Origin of the sequence: Helicobacter cynogastricus, from assembly GCF_900197855.1 — a bacterium.
Taxonomy (GTDB): domain Bacteria; phylum Campylobacterota; class Campylobacteria; order Campylobacterales; family Helicobacteraceae; genus Helicobacter; species Helicobacter cynogastricus.
In genome coordinates this window covers 120,611-137,269 of record NZ_FZMQ01000005.1, presented here as the reverse complement: position 1 = coordinate 137,269, position 16,659 = coordinate 120,611, and the positions used below count along the sequence as shown (strand labels likewise).

Below are 16,659 nucleotides of genomic sequence, written 5' to 3'. Positions count from 1 at the left end.
TAGCTTAAACGCATGGAAAATGGCTATAATGCAAAGTCTTTAAGGAGTAACCATGATCTTTAGCGATCAAGAATTGCAAAAACCCGTAGAAAAAACCTTAGAAAAAGTGCGTCCAATGTTGCTTAGAGATGGGGGCGATGTGGTCTTGTTGGGAATCAAAGATGCTAAGGTGTATGTGTCTTTAGTGGGGGCGTGTAAGGGCTGTGCGGCTAGTTCTAACACGCTTAAATTTGGCATCGAGCGTTGTTTGCAAGAGGAAATTCACCCGGATATGCAGGTGGTTCACCTCTCTGCAGAAGAATATCAAAAACTTTTTCCTTGAGGTTGTCCCTTGAATAACGATCCTAAAAAACGCTCTTACACCACGCAGGGCTATAAGGCTTTCTTACAAAAGCAGTATTTTAAAGCCCTGTTTCTATGCTCCCAAGCCCTCTTTTTAGACCCCCTAGACGCGCATGCTAAAATTGGTTTGCTCTTGAGTGATATTGCCCTAGACTTTCCCAAAGAGGCGCATAGTTTTTACGAACTCTATCAAAATCTCTTGCACTCTCAACCACGCCGCTATAAAGCCAGTATTCAAGGGCAGATTTTAGAGCTCATCAACTCCTTTGATGAGAGTTTGAGCAAAATGGCGCAGGCTTTCGGGCAGGAAAACCAGCTTAAAGCTGAGAGTTTGGATGGGATTTTATACGCCGATTTTAAAGCCATGTGCGCGGGCAAGGATTTTAAAGAGGTCTTTGAAAATTTGATGTTCAGCACGAAGGTCATCTTTGAGCGTAAAGAGGATTTTTACGAGTTTTTAGAAAACTTAGTGGATCACCAGTTTTATGACATGTCCATTGCCTATATTGAAAACATGCGCGAACTGCTTTGGTATGACCCGCGCGTGATAGCGTTATTGCAAAAAGCCCTACGCTTGGAAAAGGCGCAGGAGGGTGAGCATGTTTAATGGGCGCGTGCGCTTTCAAGATCGCATTTATGAAGCCTTGAGCGAGGACACGCGCGAGCTACAAGAGGGAGTTTTGCTAGTCAAAACGCCCTCCAACGCGCGCTTTATCCCCCCTCATACGCCCTATATAGAGGCCTCAGAACTCAAACACTATCTCAATGTAAATCTCCCTATCATTGGGATTACCGGCACTAATGGTAAAACCACGACCGCTACGCTTATTAGCTTTTTATTGCAAGCTTTGGGGCACTCCTGTGCTCTACTGGGCACGCGGGGTTTTTTTATTAAGGGCGCACAGATCAAACTCAAAGGACTCACCACGCCCAGCCTGCTAGAACTCTATAGTGATATTGCGCGCGCACGCGCAGAGGGGGCAGAGTATTTTGTGATGGAAGTGAGCTCGCATGCGATCGCCCAAGAGCGCATTTTAGGCTTGGAGTTTGCTGCTAAGGTGCACACCAATATCACCAGCGATCACCTAGATTATCATGGAGACATAGAAACCTACCGCGCGATCAAAAACCAATTTTTGAGCGATGAGGGCTTGAAGATTGTCAATTTGGACGACCCACATGTGCGCTTTAACCCCACAAACGCCTATGGCTACGCCTGCGAGCGTAAAACCCATTTGAGCGTGAACGCTTACAGCTTACAGCCCGAGTTAAGCGCGCATGTGGAGTTTCATGCCGATCCTAGAGCGCGGCGCAACGCTAATAGTAACGCAGAAATGGGAATTGTGCACGCGCCCCTGATGGGCTTGCACAATCTGTATAATCTCTTAGGGGCTCTGCTATGCGTGCGCACACTCACTAAGCAACCCCTAGAGAGTCTTTGTCCCCTACTGGGCGATTTTCCCGGGGTGGAGGGGCGTATGGAGGTGGTGCACCAAAACCCCCTAGTGGTGGTGGACTTTGCTCATACAGCCGATGGATTTGTACAGATTTTCAATAGCTTTAAGGCACAAAAAATTAAGGTAGTTTTTGGGGCGGGGGGGGATCGCGACAAGAGCAAACGCCCCTTGATGGGACAAGTAGCAAGCAAGCACGCACTTAAAAGCTATATCACTTCAGATAATCCTAGAAGCGAAGAACCTTTAGCCATTATTGAGGACATTTTAAGCGGGATCGCCCTAGAGTTGCGCACGCGCGTGGTGGTAGAGCCCGATCGCAAAAAGGCCATTGAATTAGCTCTAAGCGAGTTACAGAGCGATGAGGTGTTACTCATTTTGGGCAAGGGAGATGAATGCGTGCAGATCATAGGTAGCCAATATTTGCCCTTTGATGATCGCGCGCTGGTGCGTAACTTTTTTAAGGAGCAAGTATGAAAGATTTTTATCTTTGGTGTGATTTTATTGAGCGGGGGTTTTTAGAAGGAGAGTTTCGCGCGCTTTTGGCACAGGAGCAGATTGTAGGGGCGACCTCTAACCCCGCACTCTTTGCCCAAGCGATCACGCATTCTCAGGCTTATAAAGAGGCGATCGCTGCATTTAAGGGCGAGAGCTCTAAAGCCCTCTATGAATCTCTAGCCATTGAGGACATTAGACGCGCAGCAGACTTACTCTTACCTCTTTATGAAAAAAATAAGTCTACAGGCTACATTAGTCTAGAAATCGATCCCTTTTTAGAGGGAGATGTGAACGCGTGCGTGCAGGAGGCAAAACGCCTACACCAAGCCCTCGCACGCCCTAATGTGATGATCAAAATCCCAGCTACACTCAGCGGATTAGAAGCGATGGCGCGCTTAAGCGCGCACATGCCCATCAACGCGACTTTAGTCTTTTCCCCCACACAGGCCAAAGAGTGCGCTCTAGCCTTGAAAAATGCCAAGCACATGGGCGTGATTAGTATCTTTGTCTCTAGGTTGGATGTGGCTCTGGATCGCTTTTTAACACAAGCTCCCATCACTACAGCTCAGCGCACCCAACTCGCCCACCAACTAGGCATAGCCAACGCTTTAGAATGCTACCAACACATCCAAAACCTCAATCTCCCTCATCTCTACCCCCTTTTTGCAAGCACGGGGGTTAAAGAGCCCACTTTACCCAAAGATTACTACATCCAAGCCCTCAAAATGCCCCATAGTATCAACACCGCCCCCCTAGAAGCGCTCCGCGCCTACCACCAAGCCCCAAGCCCCGCCCCCACGATCCTAGAGTTCTCCTCCCTCAAAGATCAACTAGAGAATCTAGGTTTTGATCTCAACCAAACTTACATAGAATTACTCAGCGCAGGCTTGGTAAGCTTTCAGGAGTCGTTTGAAAAACTGCTCAAAAGTCTTGAAAACTTTTAAGCAGTTTTGTAATCATCAGTTTTTTGGACAATTTGTTGGACTAAGTTTTTGAATTCTTGCATAAGGGCCTTCATGCCTTGAGCGTTTTCTAGGGTTTTGTTTGCCGAAGATTGTGCAGAAACCCCTTTATTAATGATTGCCCGCGTGTCTTGAACACAACCTGTCAAGACTATACTCATCTCCAATTTTTAACTTTATTATTAAACACACAAAATGCTCCAAGAAGCTATCAATATTCTACGCGCCAACGCTAATTTCATCATTCCCTTTAATCTGAATACGCACGGTTAAATCCTAGGCGTTTGATGATCTAACAGTAGTCTTTGGGACGGGGCGTCTGAGATGACAGCGGTAAAAACCGCCCTTAGAATCACCCAACGCCTTTTGTACGAATTCTTTATAGAAATAATCTCCCCGCGCGCCCTGAATCTTTAGAACATTCTTGCCCAGCAATTCAGGATGGATACTACCAGCGATCAAAACACCTTCTTTACTCAACGCCAAGATATATAAGCGTCCCTTAGCGGCATTGATTCGCTTAAAATAAGCGCTAATCATCTGTAAAGCCCGCTCTCTAGGATTATCTTTAAAATATTCAATCAGGCCGGAAACAGCTACGAATACATTGTAACGAACCCTGCCTCTCTTTTGACCAACGCGTTAGAGTTAAACGCGTCTAAAGTTCTTTTAAAGCTTTGTCGCTCCATATGGTGACTAAACAAAGTCACCGTAATTCCTAAGAAACACAAGGAACTAAGAATGATTAAAATGATTTTCCAGCGTAAACTCAAAGACATGAAACTCCTCTTGAAGTGTTCCTGTAGAGATATTCAATGACGAATAACCTCAGCCCAATCTGTGGTCAAACAGCGTTCCATCAAGGCCATGCGTAAAAACACGCCTAATTTAACCTGTTCTAACACCAAAGAGCGCGGATCGTCTAAGAGCGCGTCTTCAATGTCAATATTGCGGTGTACAGGACCTGGGTGCAAGATGGGAATTTGGCGATCTTGTAGACACACGCGCCTCAAGCAAAAATCCTTAGCATAGTCTCTTAGCGATCCATAGGTTTGCAAGCTATGCCTCTCTGTTTGGGTGCGCAATCCCATGATCACATCGGCTGTTTCTAGCGCTTGCGTTAAAGAATGCGTGCTAGGGTGCTGTGTGGGGGGCAAGAAGTGGGGCGGGGCGACCAAGAGGATTTTCATACCAAAGCGGGGCAATAACTCCATATTGCTATTAGCCACGCGCGAATTTTTAATATCCCCCACAATGGCGATCTGCTTGCCCTCTAATTTGCCTTCAAAGTGGTTATAAAGAGTGAGCAAATCTAGCAGGGCTTGGGTGGGATGGGAAAGTGTCCCGCTCCCCGCATTAATAAAGGCGCAGCGCAAATTTTGGGCAAAATAACGCGCCGAGCTGGAATGCTGGTGACGCGTGATGATTAAATCTACCCCCATCGCCTCAATATTGTGCAAAGTATCTAATAGAGTTTCCCCCTTGCTCGTGGAACTCTTTTGCACATTAAACACGCTAAAAGACGCGCCCAAACGCATGGCTGCATTTTGAAAGCTGGCGATCGTGCGCGTGGAGTTTTCAAAAAAGAGGGCGATAATTCTCTTGTGCGCCAAATGTGGGGGTGTGGCTTTTTGGTGCAAAAAGGCATTAGCCCGATCCAGAAGGGCTAAAATTTCGCTATGATTCAAATCTTGGGTGTGGACAAGTTGGGTTAACATAGGTAGAATTATAGCATGGCTAAAATTTTTTTATCTCTCTTATTGCTGGGCTTGGCCGCGTGCAGCGATAGTTTCACAGGGGCATACAAACCGGATTTTTTGGCCGAAAAGCGCACACAGGCCACGCGCAAGGGAGAAGTCATTGTGAATTTACGCCCTGTGCTCAATGCGTTAGCCACGCATTTAAACGATGTGGACCCCATTGACTACCACGCACGAGAGTTTTTTTTTGTGGAAATCTTTAGCGAAGATCAAAACTATATAGATGATGATGCGATCTCTTATAAGCTCTATGGTTTACACGGGTTTGAAACCCCCGCTTGGGTGCGCGAAATCTCCAAAGAGGAATTTGATCGCGTGCTCCACACGACCAACAAATACGCGCGGGGATTTTTAGTGGCGTTTGACAAACTCAACCACATTGCCCAAGAAGAAGCCAAACTAGAGATGGACATTGTGGGTTTGGGCACAATCACCTTTAATTTCGCCTACCGCGTGCCCGCCCCTGCCTTTTAATGCGCCTTGATCAATTCTTAGTCCAAGAGAGATTGGCCCAAAGCCGATCACAGGCTAAAGAACTTATTGTGCAGGGCAAGGTGGCCAGCAAGGGTGTCATTTTACACAAGCCCAGTTTAGAGATCTGTGTCCCTTTTGAGGTGCAAATACTCCAAAAGGTGTTTGTGAGCCGTGCAGGAGAAAAGCTATGGGACTATTTGGCAAGCCATCCTATCAACTGCACTGATTGGGTGATCTTGGATGTGGGCGCAAGCAAGGGGGGGTTTGCGCAGGTCTTACTAGAAAAGGGGGCTAGGCGTGTGGTGTGTGTGGATGTGGGCACTAACCAACTAGATATGCGCTTGAGGGTGGACTCGCGCGTGCAGGTGGTGGAGCAATGCGACATCCGCGCCTTTGTGCCTACAGAAAGATACGACTTGCTCACCTGTGATGTGAGCTTTATTTCCTTAAGTAAGATTTTAAAAGTGTTATGCGCGCTCAGCCACCGCGCACTGCTCTTATTCAAACCCCAGTTTGAGGTAGGTAGAGAAGTTAAGCGCAATAAGGCGGGCGTGGTGTGTGATGAGGCGCGCATCCAAGCGCGCTTAGCAGAGATGTGTGCAGAAATTGAGGCATTAGGGGGGCGTGTGCGTCATATCTGCCCCTGCAAATTGAAAGGCAAGGCGGGCAATGCAGAGTTTTTTATCTATTTTGAACAATGAAAATGTAGTCAGTCTGGCCATTGGCAAGTTTGATGGCGTGCACTTGGCGCACCAGCACCTCCTAAGCGCGCTCACGCCTCCAGCGGGAGTTTTATTAGTGGATCGCTTTGAGCCTCTTAGAGTCCTCACTCCCCTAAGAGAGCGCGTTAAACTGCTAGCTCCCTACGCGCAAAATCTCTATTTCTTGCCTCTTGAGCAAGCCCGTCATATTAGCGCGCGCGCTTTTATGACCATGCTTTGTGCCAAATTCCCCTGCTTGCAAAAAATTGTCGTGGGCTATGATTTCAAATGTGCGCAGGGGCGCGCGATGGGGGTGGAGGAATTACGCGCCATGTTAAGCTCTAATATTCAATTGGAGGTGATTCCTCAGATTAAAGTTAAGGGGATTCCTCTACACTCTTACCATATCAAAGCCGCTTTAGAGCGCGGGGACACTCTCTTAGCGCGCGCTTTTTTGGGCCGTCCCTACGCCCTGCAAGGCGCGCTCATCCCCGGACAACAAATTGGACGCGCCCAGCTTTATCCCACGCTCAACATGGACACACATAGCTTACAAACCCAGCTCTTGCCAAACAGCGGGGTGTATGTGAGTGAGGTGCTTCTAAATCAAAAACCCTTGCGCGCGGTGAGTTTTGTAGGGCATCGTTTGAGCACGGATGGGCAAATGGCCTTTGAAACCCATATTTTAGATCAAGAGATTCCCACGCCTCCGCCTAGTTTGCGTGTGCGGTTTTTAAAGAGGTTGCGCGACAACCGCCATTTTGTCAATCTGCAAGAGCTTAAAGCTCAAATTGCTCAAGACATCGCCTTAGCGCGCTCTCTAGATTCAGAGCAAGTTTGCTAGAATGGGGGCATTTCTCTAAAGGTTTTGGCATGGACAATAGGCAAAAAAAGCTAGATTTACCCCTTTTGCAGACTTGCGCGCAAACTCTGCGCTTTTTGGGCGCGGACATGGTGCAAAGAGCCAATAGTGGGCACCCCGGCGTGGCGATGGGTTTGGCTGAAGTGGGCGTAATTTTAAGCCAACATGTGCGCCTTAACCCCACTAATCCCCATTGGCTCAATCGGGATCGCTTGGTCTTTAGCGGGGGGCATGCCAGCGCGTTTGTGTACGCCCTCTTGCACCTTTGGGGTTTTGATCTCAGCTTAGAGGATTTAAAAGCCTTTAGACAGCTAGATTCTAAAACTCCCGGACATTTAGAATTTAAACACACCCCGGGCGTGGAAATCACCACCGGGCCCTTAGGACAGGGCTTTGCTAACGCAGTGGGTTTTGCCCTAGCAGGCAAGATCGCCCAAAACCTGCTAGATACGCAAAGCATCAACCACAAGGTCTATTGTGTGTGTGGGGATGGGGATTTGCAAGAGGGAATCAGCTATGAGAGCGCGTCTTTAGCCGGGCATTTAGAATTAGATAACCTCATCGTGATCTATGATAGCAACGCGATCACTATTGAGGGAGGTACGCATTTAGCTTTTAGTGAAAATGTCCCTGCGCGCTTTAGAGCGCAAAACTGGGAAGTGCTCGAATGCAATGGGCATGACCTCTTAGAAATCGATCGCATGCTTGTGCGCGCGCAAAGCACCACCAAACCCACCTTAATCATTGCTAAAACTACCATTGGTAAGGGCGCGCTAGGCTTAGAGGGGAGTGCAAAAGTGCATGGCGCGCCTTTGGGCCTAGAAGTGCTGGCGCGCTCTAAAGCGCAGGCGGGTGTAAGCGGGGAATTTCATATCCCAAATGAAGTGGCGCGCGCGCTCAACATGCAAGAGAGGGGTAAAGCCTTAGAGTCAGAATGGCACGCCTATCTAGAGAAAAAGCCCGATCTAAAAGCCCGCGTTGCGCACCTACAGGCTAAGGATTTTTCTAAAGTGGTTTACCCCACTTTTGAAGTAGGGCAAATGATTGCCACACGCACGAGCAATGGAGCGATCTTAAACGCCTTGAGCGAGGCCTATTTGGGCTTTTTGGGCGGGAGCGCAGACCTTGCCCCCTCTAACAACACCCATTTAACAGCCCAAGCGGATTGTTTGCCCCGTCATTTTGGACGCAATCTGCATTTTGGCATTCGTGAGCATAGCATGGGGGCGATCAGTAACGCTCTAGCTAATTACGGCTTGTTTGTGCCTTTTTGCGCGACCTTTTTTGTCTTTAGCGATTATATCGCTCCTAGTTTGCGCCTAAGCGCGCTTATGGGCAATCAAATCATCTATATTTTTACCCATGATAGTATCGGCGTGGGTGAAGATGGTCCTACCCACCAGCCTATAGAGCATTTGAGCCACTTAAGAGCGTTGCCTAATTTTGATGTCTTTAGACCGATGGACGCGCATGAAAATGTGCGTTGTTGGCAGGTGGCTTTAGCGCGCAAAAAACCCTGCGCTTTTGTGCTCTCGCGCCAAAATCTAGAAGTGCGCGCCAACATGCCCTTAGAGAGTGTGCAAAAAGGGGGGTATGCCGTGCATAAACATGCTAACCCTCAAATAACTCTGATTAGCAGTGGGAGTGAAGTGTCTGCTTGCTTAGAGGCTGCGCGTCTGTTAGAGGCGCAGGGCATAGGGGTACAGGTGGTGAGTGTGCCCTGCTTTGATCTGCTCTTAGAGCAAGATCAAGACTACCTACAAAGCTTGTTTCAAGGTAAAATTTTGGCTGTAGAGGCAGGACGGGGGCTAGAGTGGACGCGCTTTGCGCATGCGCATATGGGCATGGAGAGTTTTGGAAAATCCGCCCCCGGTAGCGTGCTCTTTGAACATTTTGGTTTTAGCGCGCAAAATATCGCCCAACGCGCCCAAAAACTCTTAGCCCAATGCTAGATCACGCCCCTATTTTACATGTTTTTAGCAGCCGCCGCGCGTGTAACGCCTTTTATGCCGCGCAGGAGGAGGGGTTTTTGCCCACCGCATGGAGTGTGCAGGAATTTTATAACCAGATTAGCTATGTAGAGGGACTACTTAAAATCCCTGAGAGCGTGCGGCGCGTGCTCTTACTAGAGACCATTAAACAGGTGAGCCAAGAGGGGCGCGCTTTAGAGGGATTGGTGGTCTTTAAAAAAAGCTTTTTGGGTTATTTGGATGGGAGCGACTTTGTGGCGCGCTTTTTTAACGAATTGGCTAAATTTGGTATTGAGATCGCCCAAATCCCCACTAAGGACATTTATGGGGACTACCAATACCATTTAGAAATTTTAGAGCGTATCCACACGCGCTATCGCGCCTCTTTGCAAGCACATGGTTTTTACGATCCCATTTTGGGCGTGCGTCCTACCCTCATGCCCCAAGTCTTGAGCAAGTTTGCGCGTATTGAATTTTATCTAGAGGGCTTTTTAAGCAAATTTGAACAAGAGATGTTATTAGAAATCGCCCAACATGTCCCCCTCTTTATACACCTCACCAGCGATCGCTACAACCAATCTTGTTTGCGCTTTTTAAAGGTGGACCTTAAAGAAGAGCGAAGTTATGTTTTAGACATGCAGGCTCTGCGCAAGGAAGAAAACCCCATCGTGCAAGAGCATGCTCAAAAGCCATTTAGCCCCGATCATATCCGTCTCTATGGCTTTACCCAACGCTTAGATCAGGTCGGACTCGCTTTACAAAGGGTGCAAGAGTGGCTTTCTGAGGGGCTAGAGCCCAGTAAGCTAGCGATCATCACCCCCAGCGCAGAGATTCTTAGCGCGCTTAAACTTTTAGATTTAGGCCATAATCTCAATTTTGCGCGTGGGGAAAATGTCCAAGAAGTGCTTGCTCCCCTTTTTAAAGATTTGGAAGGTCTAAAAACCACTCTGCAAACCTGCCAAACCTCCAACCCTCTTGCCACCCTTCAAGAACACACGCAAGCCCTCCTAGAAAAGCATGACACCCATAAGCTCCAAGATTTCCATCAAGAGTTTTTTGAAACCTATAGCACCATCATTCCTAATTTGCAAAACTATAGCCCATCCGATCTGTTAGAACTCTATATTCGTAATTTGCAAGAAGTGCGTCTTGATCACACTACGGGGGGTAAGATCAAGGTTTTAGATGTTTTGGAGTGCCGTGGATTGCAGTTTGAGCGCATTGTAATTTTGGATTTTAACGATCGTTTTGTTCCTAGCGTGCAAGATAGCGATCTCTTCTTAAATACATTCACGCGCACGGCTTTAGGTATCCCTACCCTAAGGGATAAAGAAAATCTCCAAAAACATTACTATTACCAACTTCTCAAAAACACCGCTCATGTGGACATCGCTTATAGTAGCGCGCAAAACGCGCTTCCCTCTAAGATGCTTGCAGACTTAGGGTTAAAAACACCCCCACTTGGAAATAAAGAAAAAGAGTTTGTGATTTTCCCTCAAGCGCGCGTATGGGGGTATGTGCAAGATAAGATCGCCGATCGCATCCCCCAAGATTTTAGATTCAGTGCCACGAAAATTAAAGATTTTATGGCATGCAAACGGCGTTTTTATCTCCAGTATTTAGCTAAGTTCACCCCTGCTCCACAAGAGAGTTTCAACATGGGTTCTTTGCTACATGCTATCTTATGCGCCTATTACAGCGGATCGCACTACCAAAACACCCATGCCCCCATCACTTTAGACCATTTTTTAAAAACTGCCCAAAGTTTGGAAAGCTATGTAAGTCTAAATGCGCTCCAACGCCTCGAATTAGAGGTGGTCGCTCAAAAACTTGCCCCTTTCTTTGCTCACGAAGCAAAAAGACTCGCCCAAGCACGGGTGGTGGCATGCGAACAACGCTTTGAAACCTCTATTGGAGGATTTGTCTTTAGTGGGATCATCGATCGCATCGAACAAAATAGCGCAGGTAGTTACGATCTGCTAGATTATAAATTTAAAAGCACACTTAAACCTCAAGAAGAAGGTTATCAACTAGCAATCTATGCTTTTGGAGCACAATCTCTAGGCTATACCTGCGAAAACGCCGATTTTTACGACCTCAAAAAGGGGTCTTTGCCGGAAAAATCCCCCTTTAAGTTGCAAGAGAGCCAAGAGGAGCTGGTAAAAATTTTAGAGAGTTGTAGACAGGTGATAGATTTCGATCAGACAGAGGATAGGCATGCTTGCACCTATTGTGCCTATGTGGATATGTGTGGGAGAGAGACATTAAATTAATTCTTGGATTGGTTTATGCCCTTTTGGGGCTATTTTTTCTTGCGATTGTTTTTGGGTCTAGCGGACTTGCGGGGGCATGGGGGAGAGTGGTAGCGCGTGGAAGTGTTGAGTATTTTGGAATTTTTGCATATGTATTCCCCTTTTATTTAGTCTTTGTGTTATTTTTGATTCGTCAAGCCAGTTTAAGGGCCTTAGAGCTTTTGCTTGCTAGTTTATTGACTTTTTTGGCCCTGCTACTAGGACAAGCTTTAGTAAGCGCACATGGCTTGGTTGGAAAAGCTCTCTTAGAGGTGTTTGGTGGGTATGTGGGGGTGGTGGGGGTGTGGCTTATTTCGTTTGGCTTTGTTCTCTACGCACTTTTTATTATTGCACCTACACAATTCAAAGCTACTGCTCAAAATCTCTATACCCATCTCTTGCAAACTCCTTCAAATCTGCGCGCTTGGACACATAAAAAGATCCAAGCGCACCCAAAACCTCCGCGTTTTACTTCCCCTCCTCCCTCCTCCCTCTCTTTTAAAGTCAAGGTAACTCCCTATCACCCCCCCATACAATCCACTCAGAACAACCTCGCTCAATCAACCCAAAATTATGGAGTGGAGCTTGCGACAAAAACCCCTACACCTTCTGCGCCCATAGGAGCTTATATGGATTTGCTCCAACAACGCCGATTTTTACAGAGCTCAGAAACTCTCAAAGAGTCTTCAGTTTCCCAAACTGCTCCTCAAGACTCTTTTGAAAATTTCCCTCAAAACATTTTTACGCTACCTAGTATAAACCTACTTAACCCCCCCTCACCTCCTAAACACACTCCCGATCAAATTCAAGCCCAAAAGCAAAATCTGCTGGCCAAATTGCGTATGTTTAAGATTGAGGGGGAAATTGTGCGCATCTGCGTAGGGCCAGTGGTGAGCACCTTTGAATTTCGCCCCGCCACACATATTAAAGTGAGCAAGATTATGGGGCTCTCTGATGATTTGGCGATGGCCTTGTGCGCCCAATCTATGCGTATCCACGCCCCTATTCAGGGTAAAGATGTGATGGGATTTGAGATTGCTAGAGATAAGAGCGATCCTATTTGCTTAAGAGAAATCCTAGAAGACTCTACTTTTAATCAAACCCCTTGTAAACTCGCTTTGGCATTGGGTAAGGATGTATATGGGAAAGGGTTTGTGCTGGATTTGACGACTCTGCCTCACCTGCTCATTGCAGGCACTACTGGGAGTGGGAAGAGCGTAGGTCTACATACGATGTTGCTCTCCTTACTCTACCAACACACCCCCGCAAGTTTGCGCCTCATGCTAGTTGATCCTAAACGAGTCGAATTTAGTGCCTATACAGACATCCCTCATCTTATCACACCCATCCTCACAGACCCCAGCCAAGCTATCAATGCGCTTAAAAACGCCATGCAAGAAATGGAGCGTCGCTACACTTATATGGGCGATCTGCGAGTCAAGAATTTAGAAGGTTATAACGCTAAAAGTGTGGACAAATTACCCTTTTTAGTGATTGTGATTGATGAGTTGGCTGACTTGATGATGGTAGGAGGTAAGGAAGTTGAAGCTCCCATTATTCGCATTGCTCAAATGGGGCGTGCTTGTGGGATTCACCTCATCATCGCCACCCAACGCCCTAGCGTGGATGTACTTACCGGTCTTATTAAAACGAATTTACCCTCTAGGTTGAGTTTTAGAGTGGGTTCTAAAATCGATTCGCGCATTATCTTGGATAGTGATGGGGCGCAAAATCTCTTAGGCAGGGGAGATATGCTCTTGATGCAAAATAACTATTTGCAACGCCTGCATGCTCCCTACACCACAGAAGAAGAGATCGATAAAGTTGCGGATTTCTTGCGCTCCCAGCAAGTTGCGCATTACGATCCCAATTTTGCGCAATAATTAAGAAGGGGGTTCAAAATCAGGATGGAGAATCTGCGTCCCTAGATCGCTTTTGATCTCAACTCTTAAAGTTTCATCGCAAAAGACTTCATAGCGCATTTTTTCATGCAACATAAGCGTATAACTAGGCAAAACTGGTAACAAAGAACAACGCCCCTCATTGAGGGTTACACTCTCCACGCGCACTTTATCTGTAATCGCCTCAATTTCTAAGATTCTTTTAGCGCGCCGCACACCATATTGCCGTGTCCAAAACACATAGGAGGGCTCTTCCAAATGAATGCTTGCCTTAAGAGGGATAAGGGGAGGTTTTTTCTCTTCTTTTAAAAGCTCGTCGCCTGTGGGCAATCTTTGCGCATAGAGGCAGAGCATACTCAATAAAAAAACTAGAATCCTACTCCCCATTGAGACCTCTATTTAAAACAGAACTTATCTTATTAATATTTCCGGGATCGGTCGAAAAGAAGATTTCTACGCGGTTGTTGCGCATGCGGTTTTCAATGCTGTCATTAGGGGCAATGGGATCGTTAGAACCATAGGAAGTAAAAGAAAGTTTTTGAGGATCAATCCCATCAGCAATGAGCTCACGCATCACTTTAGCAGCACGGCTGGCCGCAAGCGCGTAGTGATCCTTAAAAGGGATGTGCGCGGGGATGGGAGTATTGTCCGTGTAGCCCCTGACATTAATTTGGACTTGATTTGGCAGAGAACGGATAATGCTAGCGATGCGTCCAATATATTCTTGCATACTCGCGTTGATAGTGTCTCCATAGGGTTGCGTGAAAATCAAACTGGAGGGGAGTTTGAGTACAGAACCTTGATCAGTTTGCTCTAACACGCTTCCCTCTCCAATTTTTGTAACGGTGGTTTGGGAACGGGTGGGTTGCTGGGTGGATTTCCGCTCCTCTATAGTATCCTCTTGACGATCGCCCGGAGCTGGAGGGATAGGAATTACAGGCTGGAAAGAATCCGGAATGGGGGCGTAATCAAAAATCTTAATAAACTCTTTCTTGAGGGCTTTAACCTTAGCCTTGTTGACAGAGGTGATTGCATACAAGGCGATAAAGAGAGCTAGCAAGAGAGAGAGGAAATCTGCATAGGGAACCGCCCAGCGTTCCCCTGCTGGACACTCTACTTTTTTAGCTTTTTTAGACATTATTCAAACTGTGATTTTTTAGGCTCGCCCGGAGCGATGTAGTTAAGCAACTTCATCTCTAAATCCCTAGGATTGTCCCCATTAGCAATTCCAATCACACCCTCTAAAATCAAAATTTTCTCCTTGAGAATATCTTTAGATTTATTCTTTAACTTGTTTCCAAAAGGTCCAAAAAGCGCGTAAGAACACATAATTCCCGTAACCGTGGCTGTAAAAGCTCCCGCGATCCCTAATGCCATCTCTTGGGGATTGTCTAGTTTTTGAAGCGCTAACATCAGCCCCAACACCGCTCCCACCAACCCAAAAGTAGGCGCGCTCTCCCCAGCTGTAATCCAATAATGCGCTGCGCCATGATAGTGCTCTTCTAATTCCTCAATGGCCACCTCCAAACTATCTTGCACGGATTTAATGTCCTTGCCATCCACAATCATAGAAAACCCGTTGCGCGTAAAATCATCCTCAATTTGGGCGACTTTGGATTCCAAAGATAGCACCCCGTCTTTACGCGCTTGTGTGGATAACTCTACAATGGTCTTAATAGTTTCTTGTAAATTAATCTTAGGGTTGAGAAAAACGATCTTGATTTCCTTATAAGCCGCCTTAACATGGCGCGCATGGGTGCTTACCATTGCTGCACAAAGCGTGGTGGGCACGATAATGATAATCGAGCTTAGATGCACCACATGCGCAGGGTTGCCCCCCTCTAAGATGTCTCCTAAGCTGATTGCTGCAATGGCAAAGATCACACCAAGTACAGATGATAAATCCATAGAATGCCTTTTTTAAGATGATTACTGAGGGTAGTCTTCCAAGTTTTTAATCCCATGTTCCCCGCATACGCGACACTTAGGATTGCGCTGTACGCTTACATGTCTAAAATTCATAGTTTTTGTGTCCACGCCCAATAAAGTGTCTGTGAGCAGGGGAAAGCCTAAAAAATATTTAATGGCTTCAGCTGCTTGGATGCAACCTAACAAGCCGGGCAATACCCCAAAAAGACCGGCCTTAAAGGTAGGGTTGAGCTTGGGGTCCGGAGGATTGTCAAAAACACAGGCAAAACACGCACTTTTCTTAGGCAAAATAGTCATCGTCTGCCCGCGGTATTTGAGTACGCCGGCATGGCTATAGGGTTTGTGCCCCAAAATGCAAGCGTCATTGATTAAAAATTTACTAGCAAAATTATCGGTCGCATCGATAACAAAATCGTAACGATTGATGATCTCTAATGCATTTTTAGCGTTGAGAGCTGTAAAGTGTGTTTCTACTTCCACCTCTGGGTTGAGGGCAAACATCTTACGAGCGGCAGATTTGACCTTAGAACCATTGATTTCTTCTGTGGTGTGGATCACCTGCCTTTGCAGATTGCTAAGTTCAATCACATCAAAATCCAAAATTCCGATGCGTCCGATACCCGCAGCAGCAAGATAAAGGGCATTAGGCGATCCCAGACCCCCTGCCCCCACTATTAATACGCTTGCGCCCAAGAGTTTTTCTTGTCCCTCTTCACCCACATCCTCCAACATCAAATGGCGTTGGTAGCGTTCTTTTTGCATATCGCTTAACATAGGTATCCTTGTAGATAAGATAGACTAAAGATGAGCAATCCATGCCTTCATGTAGGGTTGTTCATCCTTGAGCGTGGTGGGTTGCCCGTGTCCGGGGTAAATGGGTTTGTCTTGCGGACTTTTTAAGCTTTCAAAACGCCTTAAAGACTCTTTCATATCCGCAGAGTTGGAATAGGGGAAATCATAACGCCCAATACTGCGTTGAAAAATAAAATCCCCACTGAAAAACACTCCCTCTAATTCAATCATAGAACACCCCGGGGTGTGCCCGGGGAAGTGCCAGTAAGTAATGGGTATATCGGCGATCTTAAAAGTAGTGATGTCTTTGTGGCAAGCTATGGGGTGAATATCTTTTTCTAAGCAGGGGGTGAGTCCTAGAGAAAAACAATCTGAGGTAAGCATAAAAATATCCTCTTTGGGCGCATACAAGGGCACAGAGGGCAGCGCATTTTTGAGCGCGTGCGCATCCCAAATATGATCATAGTGTCCATGTGTGATGAGGATCGCTAAGGGCTTTTGGGCATTCTCTAGCACCCATTCTAGTGCTCCAAAACCCGGGTCAATCACAAAATCACCCTGCTCTAAGCTGGCGATATAACAATTTGTTTGAGTGTTCCCAAAAGCCTTAACTTTAATCTGCATCGCAATCCTTTACCCCTATTCTAGCAGATTTTTACTAAAGCTACTAACCTCAGATTTTCTAAGTATCCTTTAAAATCCTAGGGTTTGCAGGTGTGGCAT

Annotated in this window: 18 protein-coding genes; 10 read left to right on the top strand and 8 right to left on the bottom strand. The window is 46.6% G+C overall.

The window, feature by feature from the left end:
- Positions 1 to 52: 52 nt before the first annotated feature.
- The 4 genes from C6H00_RS01935 to C6H00_RS01920 are packed head-to-tail and all read left to right on the top strand — an operon-like array spanning position 53 to position 3,238.
- The gene (locus C6H00_RS01935) at positions 53 to 322 is read left to right on the top strand and encodes a NifU family protein (RefSeq protein WP_104749364.1); all 270 of its coding nucleotides are present in this window, start codon (positions 53 to 55) and stop codon (positions 320 to 322) included.
- Between the two features lie 9 nt (positions 323 to 331).
- Positions 332 to 949 (top strand): histidine kinase, encoded by a 618-nt coding sequence (locus tag C6H00_RS01930; RefSeq protein WP_104749363.1) that lies wholly within the window; start codon positions 332 to 334, stop codon positions 947 to 949.
- Positions 942 to 2,273, top strand: coding sequence for a UDP-N-acetylmuramoyl-L-alanyl-D-glutamate--2,6-diaminopimelate ligase (locus C6H00_RS01925; RefSeq protein WP_104749362.1), 1,332 nt, complete (start codon positions 942 to 944; stop codon positions 2,271 to 2,273). The genes C6H00_RS01930 and C6H00_RS01925 overlap by 8 nt, the downstream gene beginning before the upstream one ends.
- Positions 2,270 to 3,238, top strand: coding sequence for a transaldolase (locus C6H00_RS01920; RefSeq protein WP_104749361.1), 969 nt, complete (start codon positions 2,270 to 2,272; stop codon positions 3,236 to 3,238). Before C6H00_RS01925 ends, C6H00_RS01920 begins: the two co-directional genes overlap by 4 nt.
- On the opposite strand, the gene C6H00_RS01915 is transcribed toward C6H00_RS01920, so the two are convergent.
- The 3 genes from C6H00_RS01915 to C6H00_RS01900 form a co-directional block, all read right to left on the bottom strand.
- Positions 3,235 to 3,417, bottom strand: a complete 183-nt coding sequence (locus tag C6H00_RS01915) for a hypothetical protein (RefSeq protein WP_158655706.1) — start codon at positions 3,415 to 3,417, stop codon at positions 3,235 to 3,237. The two genes, C6H00_RS01920 and C6H00_RS01915, sit on opposite strands and share 4 nt — an antisense overlap.
- 115 nt (positions 3,418 to 3,532) lie before the next feature.
- Positions 3,533 to 3,796 carry a cache domain-containing protein gene (locus tag C6H00_RS01910; protein ID WP_104749359.1) on the bottom strand — a complete coding sequence of 88 codons (264 nt, stop codon included), beginning with the start codon at positions 3,794 to 3,796 and terminating at the stop codon, positions 3,533 to 3,535.
- Positions 3,797 to 4,068: 272 nt separating this feature from the next.
- Positions 4,069 to 4,974 (bottom strand): aspartate carbamoyltransferase catalytic subunit, encoded by a 906-nt coding sequence (locus C6H00_RS01900; RefSeq protein ID WP_104749357.1) that lies wholly within the window; start codon positions 4,972 to 4,974, stop codon positions 4,069 to 4,071.
- A 15-nt stretch (positions 4,975 to 4,989) separates the two neighbouring features.
- Between C6H00_RS01900 and C6H00_RS01895 the strand changes: the two genes are divergently transcribed.
- Genes C6H00_RS01895 through C6H00_RS01870 form a run of 6 tightly spaced genes read left to right on the top strand, consistent with a single transcriptional unit; the run spans position 4,990 to position 13,197 of the window.
- Positions 4,990 to 5,490: a hypothetical protein gene (locus C6H00_RS01895; RefSeq protein WP_104749356.1), complete on the top strand. Its 501-nt coding sequence runs from the start codon at positions 4,990 to 4,992 to the stop codon at positions 5,488 to 5,490.
- Positions 5,490 to 6,191: a 23S rRNA (cytidine-2'-O)-methyltransferase TlyA gene (gene tlyA / locus C6H00_RS01890; protein WP_104749355.1), complete on the top strand. Its 702-nt coding sequence runs from the start codon at positions 5,490 to 5,492 to the stop codon at positions 6,189 to 6,191. The genes C6H00_RS01895 and tlyA overlap by 1 nt, the downstream gene beginning before the upstream one ends.
- Positions 6,160 to 7,035 (top strand): bifunctional riboflavin kinase/FAD synthetase, encoded by an 876-nt coding sequence (locus tag C6H00_RS01885; protein ID WP_104749354.1) that lies wholly within the window; start codon positions 6,160 to 6,162, stop codon positions 7,033 to 7,035. Before tlyA ends, C6H00_RS01885 begins: the two co-directional genes overlap by 32 nt.
- Positions 7,036 to 7,064: 29 nt before the next feature.
- Complete coding sequence (tkt, locus tag C6H00_RS01880; protein WP_104749353.1) at positions 7,065 to 9,005, top strand: transketolase; 1,941 nt, start codon at positions 7,065 to 7,067, stop codon at positions 9,003 to 9,005.
- Entirely contained in the window at positions 8,999 to 11,296 is a 2,298-nt protein-coding gene (locus C6H00_RS01875) for a PD-(D/E)XK nuclease family protein (protein ID WP_104749352.1), read from the top strand. The genes tkt and C6H00_RS01875 overlap by 7 nt, the downstream gene beginning before the upstream one ends.
- Positions 11,297 to 11,304: 8 nt before the next feature.
- Positions 11,305 to 13,197, top strand: a complete 1,893-nt coding sequence (locus tag C6H00_RS01870) for a DNA translocase FtsK (protein ID WP_233704363.1) — start codon at positions 11,305 to 11,307, stop codon at positions 13,195 to 13,197.
- On the opposite strand, the gene C6H00_RS01865 is transcribed toward C6H00_RS01870, so the two are convergent.
- From C6H00_RS01865 to C6H00_RS01845, 5 genes are read right to left on the bottom strand one after another with little or no spacing between them, the layout of a single operon-like run.
- Positions 13,198 to 13,602 (bottom strand): hypothetical protein, encoded by a 405-nt coding sequence (locus C6H00_RS01865; RefSeq protein WP_199769147.1) that lies wholly within the window; start codon positions 13,600 to 13,602, stop codon positions 13,198 to 13,200.
- Positions 13,592 to 14,353 (bottom strand): flagellar motor protein MotB, encoded by a 762-nt coding sequence (gene motB, locus C6H00_RS01860; protein ID WP_104749351.1) that lies wholly within the window; start codon positions 14,351 to 14,353, stop codon positions 13,592 to 13,594. The genes C6H00_RS01865 and motB overlap by 11 nt, the downstream gene beginning before the upstream one ends.
- Positions 14,353 to 15,123: a flagellar motor stator protein MotA gene (gene motA / locus C6H00_RS01855; protein WP_104749350.1), complete on the bottom strand. Its 771-nt coding sequence runs from the start codon at positions 15,121 to 15,123 to the stop codon at positions 14,353 to 14,355. Before motA ends, motB begins: the two co-directional genes overlap by 1 nt.
- 21 nt (positions 15,124 to 15,144) lie before the next feature.
- Positions 15,145 to 15,918, bottom strand: a complete 774-nt coding sequence (locus C6H00_RS01850; RefSeq protein ID WP_104749349.1) for a HesA/MoeB/ThiF family protein — start codon at positions 15,916 to 15,918, stop codon at positions 15,145 to 15,147.
- A gap of 24 nt (positions 15,919 to 15,942) precedes the next feature.
- Positions 15,943 to 16,560 carry an MBL fold metallo-hydrolase gene (locus C6H00_RS01845; RefSeq protein ID WP_104749348.1) on the bottom strand — a complete coding sequence of 206 codons (618 nt, stop codon included), beginning with the start codon at positions 16,558 to 16,560 and terminating at the stop codon, positions 15,943 to 15,945.
- Positions 16,561 to 16,659: the final 99 nt, after the last annotated feature.